Annotated in this window: 19 protein-coding genes; 6 read left to right on the forward strand and 13 right to left on the reverse strand. The window is 47.5% G+C overall.

The window, feature by feature from the left end; genetic code table 11:
- Positions 1-3: 3 nt before the first annotated feature.
- From M0P91_RS07730 to M0P91_RS07755, 6 genes are read left to right on the forward strand one after another with little or no spacing between them, the layout of a single operon-like run.
- Positions 4-540 carry a gamma carbonic anhydrase family protein gene (locus tag M0P91_RS07730; RefSeq protein ID WP_295066193.1) on the forward strand — a complete coding sequence of 179 codons (537 nt, stop codon included), beginning with the start codon at positions 4-6 and terminating at the stop codon, positions 538-540.
- Positions 533-1,159 (forward strand): TRIC cation channel family protein, encoded by a 627-nt coding sequence (locus tag M0P91_RS07735; RefSeq protein WP_295066194.1) that lies wholly within the window; start codon positions 533-535, stop codon positions 1,157-1,159. The genes M0P91_RS07730 and M0P91_RS07735 overlap by 8 nt, the downstream gene beginning before the upstream one ends.
- Entirely contained in the window at positions 1,159-2,025 is an 867-nt protein-coding gene (gene mtgA / locus M0P91_RS07740; RefSeq protein WP_295066195.1) for a monofunctional biosynthetic peptidoglycan transglycosylase, read from the forward strand. The genes M0P91_RS07735 and mtgA overlap by 1 nt, the downstream gene beginning before the upstream one ends.
- 51 nt (positions 2,026-2,076) lie before the next feature.
- Entirely contained in the window at positions 2,077-2,844 is a 768-nt protein-coding gene (locus M0P91_RS07745) for a carbonic anhydrase (protein ID WP_295066196.1), read from the forward strand.
- Between the two features lie 52 nt (positions 2,845-2,896).
- Positions 2,897-3,106 carry a hypothetical protein gene (locus tag M0P91_RS07750; protein WP_295066197.1) on the forward strand — a complete coding sequence of 70 codons (210 nt, stop codon included), beginning with the start codon at positions 2,897-2,899 and terminating at the stop codon, positions 3,104-3,106.
- Positions 3,096-3,404 (forward strand): type II toxin-antitoxin system RelE/ParE family toxin, encoded by a 309-nt coding sequence (locus M0P91_RS07755; protein WP_295066198.1) that lies wholly within the window; start codon positions 3,096-3,098, stop codon positions 3,402-3,404. The genes M0P91_RS07750 and M0P91_RS07755 overlap by 11 nt, the downstream gene beginning before the upstream one ends.
- 335 nt (positions 3,405-3,739) lie before the next feature.
- On the opposite strand, the gene M0P91_RS07760 is transcribed toward M0P91_RS07755, so the two are convergent.
- The 13 genes from M0P91_RS07760 to M0P91_RS07820 form a co-directional block, all read right to left on the reverse strand.
- The gene (locus M0P91_RS07760) at positions 3,740-4,966 is read right to left on the reverse strand and encodes an MFS transporter (RefSeq protein ID WP_295066199.1); all 1,227 of its coding nucleotides are present in this window, start codon (positions 4,964-4,966) and stop codon (positions 3,740-3,742) included.
- A gap of 120 nt (positions 4,967-5,086) precedes the next feature.
- Positions 5,087-6,106 carry a tRNA 2-thiouridine(34) synthase MnmA gene (mnmA, locus tag M0P91_RS07765; protein WP_295066200.1) on the reverse strand — a complete coding sequence of 340 codons (1,020 nt, stop codon included), beginning with the start codon at positions 6,104-6,106 and terminating at the stop codon, positions 5,087-5,089.
- Positions 6,106-6,888, reverse strand: coding sequence for a TIGR00730 family Rossman fold protein (locus tag M0P91_RS07770; RefSeq protein WP_295066201.1), 783 nt, complete (start codon positions 6,886-6,888; stop codon positions 6,106-6,108). Before M0P91_RS07770 ends, mnmA begins: the two co-directional genes overlap by 1 nt.
- A gap of 2 nt (positions 6,889-6,890) precedes the next feature.
- Entirely contained in the window at positions 6,891-7,754 is an 864-nt protein-coding gene (gene fliY / locus M0P91_RS07775) for a flagellar motor switch protein FliY (protein ID WP_366934068.1), read from the reverse strand.
- Positions 7,744-8,841 carry a flagellar motor switch protein FliM gene (gene fliM, locus M0P91_RS07780; RefSeq protein ID WP_295066202.1) on the reverse strand — a complete coding sequence of 366 codons (1,098 nt, stop codon included), beginning with the start codon at positions 8,839-8,841 and terminating at the stop codon, positions 7,744-7,746. The genes fliY and fliM overlap by 11 nt, the downstream gene beginning before the upstream one ends.
- The gene (locus tag M0P91_RS07785; RefSeq protein WP_295066203.1) at positions 8,841-9,533 is read right to left on the reverse strand and encodes an RNA polymerase sigma factor FliA; all 693 of its coding nucleotides are present in this window, start codon (positions 9,531-9,533) and stop codon (positions 8,841-8,843) included. The genes fliM and M0P91_RS07785 overlap by 1 nt, the downstream gene beginning before the upstream one ends.
- Positions 9,530-9,853, reverse strand: a complete 324-nt coding sequence (locus M0P91_RS07790; RefSeq protein ID WP_295066204.1) for a hypothetical protein — start codon at positions 9,851-9,853, stop codon at positions 9,530-9,532. The genes M0P91_RS07785 and M0P91_RS07790 overlap by 4 nt, the downstream gene beginning before the upstream one ends.
- A gap of 65 nt (positions 9,854-9,918) precedes the next feature.
- Positions 9,919-10,791, reverse strand: coding sequence for a MinD/ParA family protein (locus M0P91_RS07795; RefSeq protein ID WP_295066205.1), 873 nt, complete (start codon positions 10,789-10,791; stop codon positions 9,919-9,921).
- Positions 10,788-12,053, reverse strand: coding sequence for a flagellar biosynthesis protein FlhF (flhF, locus tag M0P91_RS07800; RefSeq protein WP_295066206.1), 1,266 nt, complete (start codon positions 12,051-12,053; stop codon positions 10,788-10,790). Before flhF ends, M0P91_RS07795 begins: the two co-directional genes overlap by 4 nt.
- A complete protein-coding gene (folK, locus tag M0P91_RS07805) occupies positions 12,034-12,558 on the reverse strand; it encodes a 2-amino-4-hydroxy-6-hydroxymethyldihydropteridine diphosphokinase (protein WP_295066207.1) in 525 nt (174 codons plus the stop codon). The genes flhF and folK overlap by 20 nt, the downstream gene beginning before the upstream one ends.
- A gap of 3 nt (positions 12,559-12,561) precedes the next feature.
- The gene (gene aroQ, locus M0P91_RS07810) at positions 12,562-13,035 is read right to left on the reverse strand and encodes a type II 3-dehydroquinate dehydratase (protein ID WP_295066208.1); all 474 of its coding nucleotides are present in this window, start codon (positions 13,033-13,035) and stop codon (positions 12,562-12,564) included.
- A 68-nt stretch (positions 13,036-13,103) separates the two neighbouring features.
- Positions 13,104-14,399: a sensor domain-containing diguanylate cyclase gene (locus tag M0P91_RS07815; protein ID WP_295066209.1), complete on the reverse strand. Its 1,296-nt coding sequence runs from the start codon at positions 14,397-14,399 to the stop codon at positions 13,104-13,106.
- Complete coding sequence (locus tag M0P91_RS07820; protein WP_295066210.1) at positions 14,396-15,013, reverse strand: chemotaxis protein CheC; 618 nt, start codon at positions 15,011-15,013, stop codon at positions 14,396-14,398. Before M0P91_RS07820 ends, M0P91_RS07815 begins: the two co-directional genes overlap by 4 nt.
- Between the last annotated feature and the right edge of the window lie 10 nt (positions 15,014-15,023).

Raw genomic sequence — 15,023 nt, forward strand, 5'->3', positions numbered from 1 at the left:
TTCATGATCGGAAATTATCTCAATTATACCCCTACGATGAAAGAACGGGTTTGGATAGCGGATTCGGCTGATGTCATCGGACGGGTCACTATGGGGGAGGATGTCAGTATCTGGTTCGGGTGTGTCGTGCGCGGCGATGTCCACTTCATCCAAATCGGGGATCGCAGCAATATACAAGACCTCAGCATGTTGCACGTCACCCATCATAAAAAAGAGGATATGAGCGATGGCCATCCGACCATAATCGGCAACGATGTCACCGTCGGTCACCGTGTCATGCTCCACGGATGCACGATCGAAGACGGCTGCCTCATCGGTATGAGCGCTACGATCTTAGACGGTGCCATCATCGGTAAAGAGTCGATCGTCGGAGCGGGAGCACTCGTGACGAAAAACAAAATCTTCCCGCCGAGATCACTGATCATGGGAAGTCCTGCAAAAGTCGTTCGGGAGCTCACCGATGATGAAGTAGCCGAACTTTACGCATCCGCAAAACGGTATGTGAGTTTTAAAGAGAACTACCGCGCTCCGAATGAGTGAATTCAATCTCGTTGTTGCTGCCGATATTCTCGGTATCATCGCCTTCACGTTAAGCGGTTTTCTCGTCGGCGTACGCAATACCCTCGATTTGCTTGGACTCATTATCTCTGCTTCGCTAACCGCACTGGGAGGGGGAGTCGTACGGGATGTCATTTTGGACCGTACCCCTTTTGCTTTTAACGAATACTACCCTGCCATCACCGTTATCACGACCATTGCATTCGCATTTGCCTTTCGCCTCTACCGGCGTGAACAGTTGGAACGGCAATGGCTGTTTGTCATCAGCGATACGATCGGTCTCGTCGCCTTCAGTATTACCGGGGCATTATTGGCCATCGATGCGGGATTCAATTTCTTCGGGGTGATTATCCTCAGCTTTCTCACCGCCATCGGAGGAGGAGTTCTGCGCGATATCCTGATCAATCAGGTTCCCGCCGTATTGGTCAGCGATTTTTACGGCTCGATAGCGTTAATCGTTTCGGTTTTACTCCTTATCCTCAGCCCATGGATCGGTCTCTCAACCCCTACCGTCGCCACCGTCGCGGCAGTTGCCGTTGCACTGCGGTTATTGGCCTATATCAAAGGGTGGCACCTTCCCACCCTCAAAACGGAAATCTAATGCAAAAATTTAAAATCATCCTTCTCTTAATCGTTGCAGCGGGGGTTATCGATGTCGGCCGCTATTTCATCTATCCGAATATCTCCGATCTCAAGGAGATACGCCCCATCCCGACCGCCTTTATGGAGTATCGTCAAAACGAATGGGCAGACAACAATCAAGATATCCAAATGGAGTACAAATGGGTCACTTTTTCTCAAATCTCCCCCAATGTTATCAAAGCGGTTCTCATCGGCGAAGATGATAAATTTTGGAATCATGACGGTTTCGATGTAGAGGGGATGGAGCAGGCATTGGAGCGCAGCCTGAAAAAAGGGTCCGTCGCCGGAGGGAGTACCATCAGCCAACAGCTCTCCAAAAATCTCTACCTCTCCCCGAGTAAAAATCCGGTGCGAAAACTAAAAGAGGCCATTATTACCTGGAGAATTGAAAATACCCTCTCCAAACGGCGTATTCTGGAAATTTACCTCAACATTGCCGAATGGGGCGAGGGAATATTCGGAATCGAAGCGGCGGCACGCCATTACTATCATAAAAGCGCTGCCTGTTTAAGCGGGCGCGAAGCGGCCCGTTTGGCGGCCGTCTTGCCCAATCCGATCAAATACAATCCTACCGGAAATCAAAAATATGTGAAAAATAGATCCAAAATTATCTATAAAATTATGCAGCGGCGCGGTATCGTTATCCCGGAATACAAAGAGGTGATGCATCCACCGAAAGAGGAGATCAATACCGATCAAACAGAACTCAATCAAAGTGTCGCCGATCCGTTTTGTGAAACACAGGAGTCCCCGCTCTCTTCGGAGCCCGAGGCAACCATTCCGCCGACCGGCGATAATGAGGAGAACGGGTCTTTGACCTTTTGAGTTATCCCCCTTTTATGTTACACTACCCTAAGTGCTTAGGAGGTTTTGCTCATGGATAAACGTAGCTTTCTTAAATTTTTTGCCGCCGCTTCGGGTTCTCTCGCACTCGGGAGAGGGGGCGAACTTTCCGCTTCTTCTCTTAGCGGTACGACCAGTCCCCAAGAGCTGCAGCACTTGGCCCAAAAAATGTTTGCCGAAGTGATCTCCCAAAACGACTATTATGTCAACCGCCAGGGATCGACATTTTTCGAACGGTTCAAAGATTCGCAACACCCCCGTGCTACAGTGATCGGATGTTCGGATTCCCGTTTCCAAAGTGATGCGCTCGACGCAACCGCTGAAAATGATCTTTTTGTCATCCGCAATATCGGAAATCAATTCAGTTCGAACATGGGGAGCGTCGAGTACGGCATACGGCACTTAAATACACCGCTCTTACTGATCGTCGGCCACTCGCGCTGCGGTGCCATCAAAGCGGCATTAAGCGATTATTCGGCTGAAGGTCCGCACATCATCCAAGAGCTCGATTCCCTCTCCCTTTCGGTTCGTAAAACCTCGCTCAGCGGTACCGAAGAGACCCAATGGCTTGCTGCCGTTGTGGGCAACGTTCACCAACAAGCCTTCTATGCTCAAAAAGAGTTTAAACAGGATGTAGAAAGCGGCAAACTCACCATTGTCGGAGTCGTTTACGATTTGGCCAATGATTTCAACAATGGGTACGGAAGACTCAAAATCGTCAACATCAACGGTGAAACCAATCCTGAAAAACTGATTCAGTTCCCTCTTATGAAATCAGTCTTTAGGCCCGTACACGTGTAAGTGAAATAGATGTTATAATTCTTGAATCAACTTTCCTCAAAAAGGGGACAATATGTTAGCCTATCATCTTGAATTAGAAGACGAATCTGTAGCAGATAAAGTGATTGCATTTCTTAAATCACTTCCCGAGAATACTGTAAAACTCTCAAAAGAAGAGTATGACGAAGAATTAGAAGCACTAATCGATGAGGGTTTTAAATCTCCAGTTATCGGAACACACGAAGAGGTATTTGCCAAATTGAGCGCAAAATATGCCTCATAATATCGTCTATCTCGAACACGCTTACACTGATCTTGAAGTCATTTTAGATCATATCACAGAAGATTCCCCCTCTCGTGCCGTCAAATACCTCGAATTTCTCAAAAATGGCATTGCGAAATTAGCTAATTTTCCCCACTTGGGTGTTATGTGCAAACGTAAACATATCCGTAGAGAATGCCGTGTTCTCATCATCGAAAATTATCTCGTTTTTTACAAAACCAACGAATCTTCAAAAACTATTATCATCGGAAGGGTTTTACATCGCAGTATCAATTACAAAACAAAAAAGCTTTTTTAAAATTTCTAAATCATTATGCAAAGCTTCGCGGTCGAGGATGTGAAAAAGATGCTTCAAGAAAGTATGGAAAAGTTAGAAAGTGCGGGGGAAAATACAAAGGGGGCCAAGGGGTAAAACCCCTCGGCTACACTCAATTGAGCATAGGTGCATAAATGCACAAAAGTAATAGTGCTAGTATATACTTATCCATAAAGACCCCCTCATTGTGATTTTTGGAGGGCAAAAAAAAAGGTCGAGGGGTAATTAATCCCTCGACCTTAGCGTTACCGCTCCATCAATCACAATGAAAAGTTATACTAGCAAAAAAATTATACCATATTTTCAACCAACAAAACTCAATTTTTTACACGCCTAAGAACACCCCATCCGATCAGCGATGTCACGGCGATCAAATACGCCGGGGCAAAGGGGTCTCCGCTCAGTTTCTCAAGTGAGGTCATCAGTGCGGGGGTAATCCCGCCGACTATCCCCGCAGCACTTCCTAGTATGACGGCCGTAAACGAAGCCCTGTAGCCATGATACGACAATACCTGCACCGTAGCCGCAAAAATCGGGGCTTGAAATGCGCATAACAGTATCACCAAAGCCAGCGTACCCGCCAATGCACCCCAGTATCCCGTCATACTCATCCCGTACAAAAGCGGGTAAATCCCCAGAGCAAGCGATAAAGCGGCCATCCGCATCACCCGAAGCGAACCGATCTTATCCGCCGCCATTGCCATCAAAGGGATAAAAATTGCCCCGACAATGATCGATATCGTATTGATCTGTCCGGCTTCCGGTTTGCTCAGATGGGCACTCCCCTCCAACCAGATCGGAAGATAGACAAAAATAGTGTAATAAAAAATCCAAATTGCCGATGCTACGGTCAAAAACTGCCAAAACTCACGGCGGTGATGACGCAAAATCGCCACGATGGGGACTGTTTTATCTTCGCTTGGGGCATAGTCATCGGTTAAGTTGCGGCGCAGATACAATCCGGCCGCCGCAATCACAATACTCACCCAAAACGGGATTCTCCATCCCCACTCCCCCATCGCCTCTTCACCCAGATACCACAACAACGCTCCGCAGAGCCCTGATCCCAGTGCCATACCGATTTTCGCGCCGACAGAGACAAAAGAGCCGTATAGGTTTTGACGATTCACAGACGATTGTTCTACCAGATAGACAATGGAACTGGCATACTCTCCCCCGACCGAGAGCCCTTGAATCATCCGAAGGGCGACAAGGAGTATCGGGGCCATAATCCCGATCTGTGCATAGGTCGGCAAAAAGCCGATCAAAAAGGTGGGCAGAGCCATCAGTACCAAAGAACTCATCAGCGCAAAGCGCCGACCGATCCGATCACCGATATGCCCAAAGACCAAAGCCCCTACGGGGCGCATGATCATCCCGGCCGCAAATGCTCCGAACGAACCCAATAAGGAGAGAAACGGATCGTCAGAGGGGAAAAAGAGATTTCCCATCATCACCGCCAAAAAACCGATGAGGGCGAAATCGTAATATTCAATGACATTTCCGATAATCCCTGCGGCGATAATTTTCTTTTTTGAAGTCATTATATTCCCTCTAATATCGCCTTAAAACTCTCAAAAAACGTGTTTTTTGTAGCTTTAGGGGGTTGTAGGGACATTTGTCCCTGCCACTAAAACGGATGAATTCGTTTTAGTACGTAACCTTTATAGGATCCATCCGCCTCCGAGAAGTTTCTCCCCCTCGTAAAAAACACCCGCCTGCCCGGAGGCGACACCCAATACCGGCTCATCCAATTCAACAACAGCCCGGTCACCGTCGACGACGACACGGCATTTGACCGCAGTGGTTCGATAGCGCAGCTTCACCTCACATTCAAACGCCTGACGGGTATCAAACAGATTCACCCGCTCCAACTCGACACGGTGACACTCCAGCGCCTCACGCGGTCCTACAACAATCTGATTCGTGTCGGGTCTGATCTCTACGACAAAATGGGGATCATGCGCTCCGCGAACCGTGAACCCTTTACGCTTGCCGATCGTGTAGTGCATGTACCCTTTATGGGTTCCGACCACGTTCCCTTCCAGATCAAGCACTTCCCCCTCCTGATCGACGGCAGCGTAGGGTTTGAGCACGTCCATATAAGTGGTTTCGACAAAACAGATTTCGCTCGATTCGCTCTGAGACGCAAACGATTCCAACCCTTCAATCCCTGCCGCATACGCTTTAATGTCGCTTTTGTGCTTCTCCCCGAGAGGAAACAGCAGCCTCGGTACCAATTGGGGGTTAATATAAAAAAGGAAATAGCTCTGGTCTTTCGTATCATCCTGCGCTTGAAGAAGATACTGTCCGTCGTGACGGATATAGTGCCCCGTTGCAACGTACTGAGCCCCTAACGTATCGGCAAATGCCACCATCGCACCGAATTTGATGTTACGATTGCACAGTGCACACGGATTCGGAGTTTTCCCCTCGCGGTACGTTTCGATAAACGGCGTAAACACTTTTTCGTTGAATTTCTCTTGCAGATCGAGAATATGGAGCTTCACACCGGCAAAATCGGCCGCTTTTTGGGCGCGTACCTGATGTATCTCATGGTAACCGGGTTTGGAGTGGAGTTTCATGTAAACCCCTTCCACCTCATACCCCTGCTCTTTTAACAAAAGGGTGGATACGGTCGAATCGACACCGCCGCTCATCCCGATCAGCACTTTTTTACCCATTATTCACTCCCTCCCTCGGCATGTTTATCGGCATAATAACTCGAAAGAGCTTTATAGTATTTTGTATTATCCAACCCTTGCTGTTCCATCGTCGAAATTTGAGAAACCAGTGATTTTTCGATTTCACTCACGACCGAAGACAAATCGTCGGTCAGGATAATCAATTTCAGATCACTCTCTTCTATCATCCCCTGCGCCAACACTTTATCACGGATAAACTGTATCAAAGGGGCATAAAATTCGGTCCCGATGACAAAAAGGCGTACCCCCCACACTTTTCGGGTCTGAATCAGGGTCAACGCTTCGAACATCTCATCCAGCGTTCCGAATCCGCCGGGAAAAATAACGTACGCCATCGAATATTTCACCAGCATTACTTTACGGGAGAAGAAATAATCAAAACTGCGCCCTTTCGTAATGTAGGGATTGGGTTGCTGCTCTTCGGGAAGCTCAATATTAAGTCCGATCGACTCAACATTTTCATATTCATAGGCTCCCCGATTTGCCGCTTCCATTATTCCGGGACCTCCGCCGGTGATGACATTATATCCCCTCGCCCCCAACATGCCGGACAACTCCATCGCCATTTGGTAATAAGGATGGGTTTCATCCACGCGGGCACTCCCGAAAATGGTCACCGATGGTCCCAAATCCCCTAATTCGTCAAATCCCTGTACAAAATCGGCAATAATTTTAAAAACACTCCAGACATCCGCTGATTTAATATCCTTGACATAACGGTTACTCTGGTAATTCTTCGTTCTCCCATGACGGCGAGGCATCCCTATCCTTTTAGTTTATTCAGTCGATCCCGTTTTGTTCCGATAGAGGTAATTTGAACGCCGAAGTTTCCATCCACGATCACCACTTCACCCTGTGCGATCACCTTATCATCCACCAAAATATCAAGCGGATCGTTCGCCAGCTGATTGAGCTCGATGACCGATCCGATATCCATGCTTAAAACATCCTTCAAGAGCATTTTTTTCTTCCCGATCCGTACACGGACGGGGAGTTTAATATCCATAATCAGGGCAATATTTTTCATCTCACCGTCATCAAGCGGCTTGGAAAGAGGTGCCGGCGTATCAAAAACACCCCGATTGTCCGAATTTTGCGGAGCAGCCGGGGCTTTGGCGTTTAGGGCATTGTTTATCTGAGAATCAATGACAAACATCATCAGAGAATTAATCGTACCGATCGAAAAACCGAAGACAAACATTTTTGCATAGGCGTCCAGGTTAACCTCTCCGTGTTCCCCTATAAATTCAGCCGATTCAGCCTTGATCGTTAATTTCGGAAGCTCTTTTTGTGATCCGAGTGTCGTGCTCATCGCTCCGAGGATATTCGAGACGATCTCTTTTGCCGCATCCAGATCCTCATCGTCCATCGACTCTTTCGTATCACCCTCACCGCCGAGCATCATATCCCCCAGCGCCGTTGCCAGCTGAGGAGGAATCATGACGATCCCCCGTCCTGAAACATCTCCGCTAAAACTCACCTTGATCAAAGCGATCGGCGGAATGACGTTAGAAACAATCGAGATCTCTTCCGCCTCTTTCAACGTTACCCGAGGAGCTTGCCCCGTCAACCCTTCGATCGTCGCTATCGTCTCATGTGCAAACAGCTCTGCAAAATCATTCATCATCTTCATACTCCTCGGCTAAGGGGCCTCGAATCATCTCTTTCACCCCGCTAATACGCTCTTTACGTTTGGTTTCGAACTCTTTAAGTGCCCGTTTGACTGCATCTTTTTCCGTATCGATAATGGACGTAATCTGAATCGATTTGCGAAACCGTCTCAATCCCATTTCACCGAGGAATCGCTCTTTTCCATCGACACTGACATTGACGACATCATCGGCCGGAATACTGAGACGGATAATATCCCCCTCTCCCAGCTCCAACAATTCACGCAGCGTCAATTCCGCTTCGCCGAGGGTCACCTCCACGTTGACGTGCGCCCCCCCCAGTAACACCTGAAGTTCCTGATTACGGCTTTTTTTCGAACTCTTCTCATTCAGCATCAAGTCACGGCTTGCAAGCTTCGGCAAAACCGGTTCGAGGGCAATGACCGGATAGCAGATGTTCATCATCCCCGAACTGTGCCCGATAATAATCTCCATCACGACCATGACGACAATCTCGTTTTGCGCCACGATCTGAACAACGTTCGGGCTCGATTCTTTCGATTCGATCGTCGGATAGAGGTCGGTGACCGGGCCCCATGCTTCTCGAAGGGTCGCCATCATCACCCGCAACACGGTATCAAACAACGAGAGTTCAATGTCTGAAAACTCCCGGTTTGCCTCAAACGGTTCCCCTTTTCCCCCTAAAATCCGGTCCAGCATCGGAAAAGCGATCGAAGGGTTGATCTCCAATACTCCGTTCCCGTCCAGCGGCTTCATCGAGAAGACGTTAAAACTCGTCGGATTCGGAAGCGACATCAAAAACTCCCCGTACGTCATCTGATCGACCGAATGGAGCTGAATCTCAACAATAGAACGCATAATCGCCGAAATCTGAGAGGCTATCGATCGCGCCATTTTATCATGGATCCCGCGAAATGCACGAAGCTGCTCTTTTGAGACACGGTTTGGCCGTTTGAAATCGTAGAGGGTAATTTGACGTTGCGGAAACAGGTTGTCGACTTCCGCGTCTAATGCACTGTCCCCCTCATCATCAACAACGTCCAAAAGGGCATCAATCTCTTCTTGCGATAGGATGTCCGCCATTATCTCCCTCCAACCGCATCGCGAATGCGCCGGATAACCGTTTTGTGGATCTGCGAAATACGCGACTCGGTAATGTTGACAATTTCGCTGATCTCTTTTAACGTCAGCTCTTCAAAATAATAGAGTTGGATAATAATCTGCTCCCGTTCATCAAAACCGTGCAGCACTTTTTTGATGGAATCAATCAAATCTTCTTGCTCCAACCGTTCCAGCATCCCCCCCTCTTCCGGGGTCCCTAACTGATCGTCCAGGGACATAACGGTATAGATATCGGACGCGATTCGCGCTTCATGAATTTTTTCCTCTTCAATTCCCAAAACGGATGCCAGTTCCCGATTCGAAGGTTCATCATCATGATCGGCCATATACGCTTCGATCGCATGGTCAATCTCTTTGATCAGTTTGCGGCTGGAACGGCTCACTACGTCTAACGATCGAAGGTAATCAAGCATCGCTCCGTATACCCGGGTTTTTGCGTACCCCCAAAACGAATCATTCTGTGCTTCATCGTATCTTCGGGCCAATTTGACCAACTCTTCGGTCCCGATGGCACACAAGTCCATATAATCGATCGAACTGGGGAGTCTCTCTTTCAATCGGAACGACATGGCCTTGACGGCAGGAAGATATTGAAGGGCGAGCTGATCTTCCCGATGTTTTAGCTCCCGGGAATAGGGGTGCGAAGCGCTCATTTTGTCTCCCCTTCCTGTTCGCTGAGCAGTTCCGCCTTATTGTGGTAGAACGCATCGATAAACTGTTCACGCTTATTGATTTCACGGACAAAAGTATCCAGATTACGCTCATGCGACTGTCTAGGAAAAGAGTTCCCTTTGATCCCGAGCGTTTGAAAATAAAATCCGACGCACATGTGGGCAAAAAGGTAAAAAAAAGTGGTGATGAGGAGGGTAAAACCCAAAAAGCTCTCCGGCGATGTCGATTTGAGTACCCCAAATACGATACCGATAAAAAACCCCTGTACCGTTAAAAAAGAGACAAAATTCGAACTCCGCATACTTATCTTTCCTCAAATCATCCACAATTATTCCGCCGTCAAAGGACGACCTTACTGCAAGTATATTAAAAGTGTTCCATTAATCGCTTAAACAGCCCGCCAAGCCCACTCTCTCTGGGATTCACAAGCACATTTCGTTCCAATTTCTTTGCGATACGCTTAACAATTGCTTCTAATTCCAACGACGGAGTCGAGGTTGGAAACTCACGGCTAAAGAGTGCCCGTTTTTTGACACTGTTCACGATTTTCTGATCACTGGAAATTTGTCCCAGATACAGAAGATTCAGCTCTTTTCCGATATTAATTTGCGCCACTTTATGGATTTTGTCAAACAGAGCCTGCGCTTCACGCTGATTCCGTACCTGATTCATAATAACATTAATTTCATTACGGACACGTGAGGTTACCTTGATCGTTGCGTACGCATCGGTAATCGCCGCAGGATCGGGGACGGTCACCACAATCACATCGTCACATGCCCGTAAAAAAAGTTGGATATGTTCTCCGATTCCCGCCCCCGTATCGATAATCATCACATCCAGATCATCCAGCACACTCGACTGATCCATAAAGCGCTCAAACAATCCCGATGAAGCGTACTTAAAAATCTCTTCCCCGCTCTCTCCGGGGATTAAAACAAGATTTTTCTCGATCGGAACCAAAATCTCTTCAACCGTCGCTTCCCCTTTCAGGACATGGAGAATATTCTTTTTAATCTTGACATTGAACATCACATCCAAATTGGCCAATCCGATATCGGCATCGAAAATTCCCACTTTTAGCCCGTATCGGGCCATAATATAAGCCATATTGGAACTTATCGTACTTTTTCCGACCCCGCCCTTTCCGCTGGTGACGGCAATAAAACGGGTTTTTTTAGCAACCGTATTTCGACTCTGATTCACCAGTTCTTCAAGTTTTGCGGCTTGATGGCTCATGATCGTTCACCTTTGCGATATCCTTGCAACAAACAATCCACCAGAAAATCGCTGCTTGCCACAACCAAATCCTCCGGTACCTCTTGCCCCACCGAAAAATAGCTGATGGGAACCTTGGTCTCATACACAAGTGAAAAAATATTGCCGAATCCCCGTGTTTCGTCGAGTTTGGTAAACATCATCGTATCAATCCCCAGCGGTGCAAAGTTTTCATAAGTTGCTTTGAGGTCATCGTATTTAATGGAGCTTGGGAGGACCAAGATCACATCAACACTGTAATCGGTATTATTGGCACGCAAACACTCATGAATTTTTTCAATTTTCCCTTGATCGTACGGAGAGGACCCCATCGTATCAATCAAAATATAGTCACTGTAGCGAAGCGAATTCAGCGCATTGGAAAATTCGGGAGGGTCCACCACCGTTTCGATTCCCAGTTTCATCATGCGGGCATATTGCATCAATTGTTCTACCGCTCCGATACGGTAGGTATCCAGAACCACCAATCCGACTTTGTATTTCTTCTCCAAAAGGTAAGAAAAACGGGCCGCGAGCTTCGCAATGGAGGTTGTTTTGCCGACTCCGGTAGGACCCACGAGCATCAACACTTTTTTAGTGCCGCTTTTGGGAGGGGTTTCAAGACGTACCGGAATCATTTTTCGCATCAGCACTTGGAAATAACGCTTAACCGTTACCGAATTTTCACGCATTCGTGAAGGCATATGTTCCAGTGTCAGCTGCATAATTTGATCGAGATGGGCCTGATCCATCCCGCTTTGTTGAGAAAGGCGGTAAATTTCCGCAAATTCGGGAGGGATCGCCATCTCCATTTTAGGCGCTTTTTCATCCCAAAACATATGCTGGATCAATTTGACTTTATCTCCGAGTTTTTCAATCTCCTCTTTGATTCGCTTCAAATCTTCACTCTCACGGCTGCTTCCGTGATGCAGCAAGCGCTCTTCATCGGTGACTTCGGCAATTTTTGAGATCTGTTTGGCCGCTTCGGAGATATTGTAAAGGACATCACTGCTTTTCTGGGCAAGGGGGCGCTGTTCGCGCAAAGGTTCCGGAGGGGGGCGTCGTCGCGGTTTTTCGGCTATCTCTTCTTCCACTCCGACAACGATCTCATAAAGTGCGCTTTTACCGAGTGATTTTTTCTGTATTTCGCGGGTTTCGATGAGCATCGCCTCTTCACCCACCTCCAGTTGCGCTTTTTTAAGGGCTTCGGCTGGGGTAGAGCCGCTAAATGTCAAAATTTTCATATTCTCTCCGAAAAGTGCGGCGCATGCTCCGCAAAGGGATTCTGACACTAAGGCGCATCCTCCAATGAGGATGCGGAACAATCAATTCCGGATACGTTAGCACCCGATTTTCAAAGAATATCATATCCAAATCAAGGGTTCTGGGAGCATTGGGAAAACTCCGTTTACGGCCGAAGTGTTTTTCAATCCGCCACAATAGCCGTAAAAGCATTCTCGGCTCCAATGATGTTGCGATCTCTATCGTCGTATTGATAAAATCGTCCTGCTCTACGTATCCGAACGGGGGGTTTTTAAGCAATATACCGCTTCGAACCGGCTGAAGCAGACGTTGGCGTCTCAGATAAAACCACAGATGATGCAACCGTCGTCGGGTGTCTTCTACGTTTCCTCCGACACCGAGAACGGCACGGTAACGGAATGAGCGGTGAATAGGGGTGTGCACTGCCGGAAAAACTCGATCCACGTAAATACGATGGTTCTCATCCAGCGTTCTGCACAGCGGCATTGCTTACGCTTGCCCCTCTTGCTGCGCTTCGCGAATGGCCGTAATTTCACTCAAAATCTGGAGCATTCCGACCATCGCCAAATGGTATCCGAACGGACCGAATCCGATAATGGACGAGGTGCACACCGGTGCCGTCATACTTTTTTGACGAAACTCTTCACGGCGGTAAATATTGCTGATATGGACTTCGATAGTCGGCAGCGATACCGCCGTAATCGCGTCACGAATAGCGATCGAGGTGTGGGTGTACGCTGCCGGATTGATGATAATACCGTCAGCATCCCCATAACACTCCTGAATACGGTCAACAATCTCCCCCTCCAAATTGCTTTGGTAAAATTCAATCTCTACACCGCTTTGGGCTGCAACCTCTTTCATCTGTGCATGAATCTGCTCAAGTCGCATCGGTCCGTAAACCTGCTGTTCGCGTACGCCGAGCATATTAAGATTCGGGCCTTGGATTACCACTATTTTCATATTGTACCTTCGGAAATATTTTAGGGGTAGATTATAAGCGGTTATAGATTATAAGGAACTAAATTGCACTAGGAGAAAATCGATTCGACCCTATTTCTCCCCTTCTCTTTTGCACGGTACAACGCCTGATCGGAGCGGTGCAGCATACTCTCCTGAGTATCCCCTTCGACGAATACCGTCACCCCGAACGATGCGGTGACTTTTCCGACGGCGGGAATCTCTAGCATCTCGATAGCGCGGCGAAGTTTCTCAGCCGCATACAGAACTTTCCCGCTATCCACATCCGGGGTCAGTACAACAAACTCTTCCCCTCCCCATCGGGCTAAGACATCACCGGTCCGGACGGTCTGGGAAAGTATATCGGAAACCTCTATCAGTACGCTGTCTCCCGCCTGATGCCCGTAGGTATCATTGACTTTTTTAAAATAGTCCACATCGATGATAATCAAACCGAACGTATACTCTTTCGTCCAATGACGACGCATCAACATCCCTCGGCAAACATCATCAAATTTTTGTCGATTAAACAGTTTGGTCAGGGGATCGGTTACCGACAGCATCTCGATACGCTTTTTATCGGTAATATCGTGATAAATCGCCGTATAACTGATAATTTCGCCATATTCGTCCACAAACGGTGAAATCACCGTATCCATCCATACGCAATCGTTGTTTTTGGTAATGATCTCTACCTCGCCCGACCACCTGTGCTTATTTCTCAAGACCTCTTTCATCTGTTCAAAATCATCGCTGCCTGCATCAAGAGCATAAAATCGGGACAAAGAACCCCCGATCAGCTCCCCCTTCGTGTAACCGAAAAAATCACAAAACGCCTCCGTCGCATCTACGATTTCGCATCCGCTGTCCGTTTTAACAATCATCAGATTGGCATTGATAATCTGTTTGTCTTGTTGAAGTTCGCTGTTGAGGAGGGCAATCTCTTTCATCCGCTGCTGAAGCGTCATCTTGAGCTCATGCAGATCGCTGATATCATGAATCGAGATCATCACTTTTTTTTCTGCGGGAATATACGGGGCTATTGTCACCTGAAGCTGCATAAAGGATAAAAGGGAACTGGTTATTTTGTGCCGGGGAATCTGGATAAATCGATTGCTCAGAGAAGCATCATAAAAGGTAGGGGTATTAAGACGCAGCGTTGTCCGTATTTTTCGCTGTAGCCCTTTGTAATCCACTTCAGGATAAAAGAGCTCCAGATTTTTTTCGATAATCGATTCCGCTTCTATCCCCGTATTGATCTCAAGCCATTTATTCCATGACCAAACGACACACTCTTCATCCACAACCAGCGTCCCGTTTTCCAAAGAGTCGAAAACGATATTACATTGTTTCAGCATATAATTCATGCATACAGTTCTTCAAGCTTTTGATCGATCAGCTCCCGGAGCCGTTGAATCATCCCGTCTTTTGTCAGGATAAAAATCTGACCGCTGATCTTATGGCTTTGGAACTCCATCACCGTACTCACAATAATAATCCGGTGGTAATTGAGGGTCTCTTCCTGAGAGATCAGGTTATTTCCCGAAATTATTTCGGTCGAAGGGGGAAAAAACTGCACTTTGGTATTCAGCTCTTCAGTTAAACGGCTGATAATCGTCGAACTTAAAATATTGGTCAATTCAATAACAGCGTCCAAGATATCGGCATCGCTTGGAACATCCACGTCATACAGATAATGGCCCAGATTGGCCGCCGATTCATTCGTCATGACAAAAACAAACTCCCCGCCGAACACTCCGCCGAACAGCTGTTTGGTGACGTATGAATGCTGATCCGAAGGGACGGCCTCTTCAATATAACTTTTCAGCCCGTCCATATCGCTGATGGAGATATGGGGAATGTGCATCGTCCCAAACGCCTGAAGCAAGTCGGCGATACTGGCCGTCGCATTCCCCATTGCGATATTCATTAACTCTCTCAGCACATCCAAATGGTCGCTTGAAAATTCCGTGGATTCCATGATTTACCTT

This window comes from Sulfuricurvum sp. (genome assembly GCF_023229695.1).
Taxonomy (GTDB): domain Bacteria; phylum Campylobacterota; class Campylobacteria; order Campylobacterales; family Sulfurimonadaceae; genus Sulfuricurvum.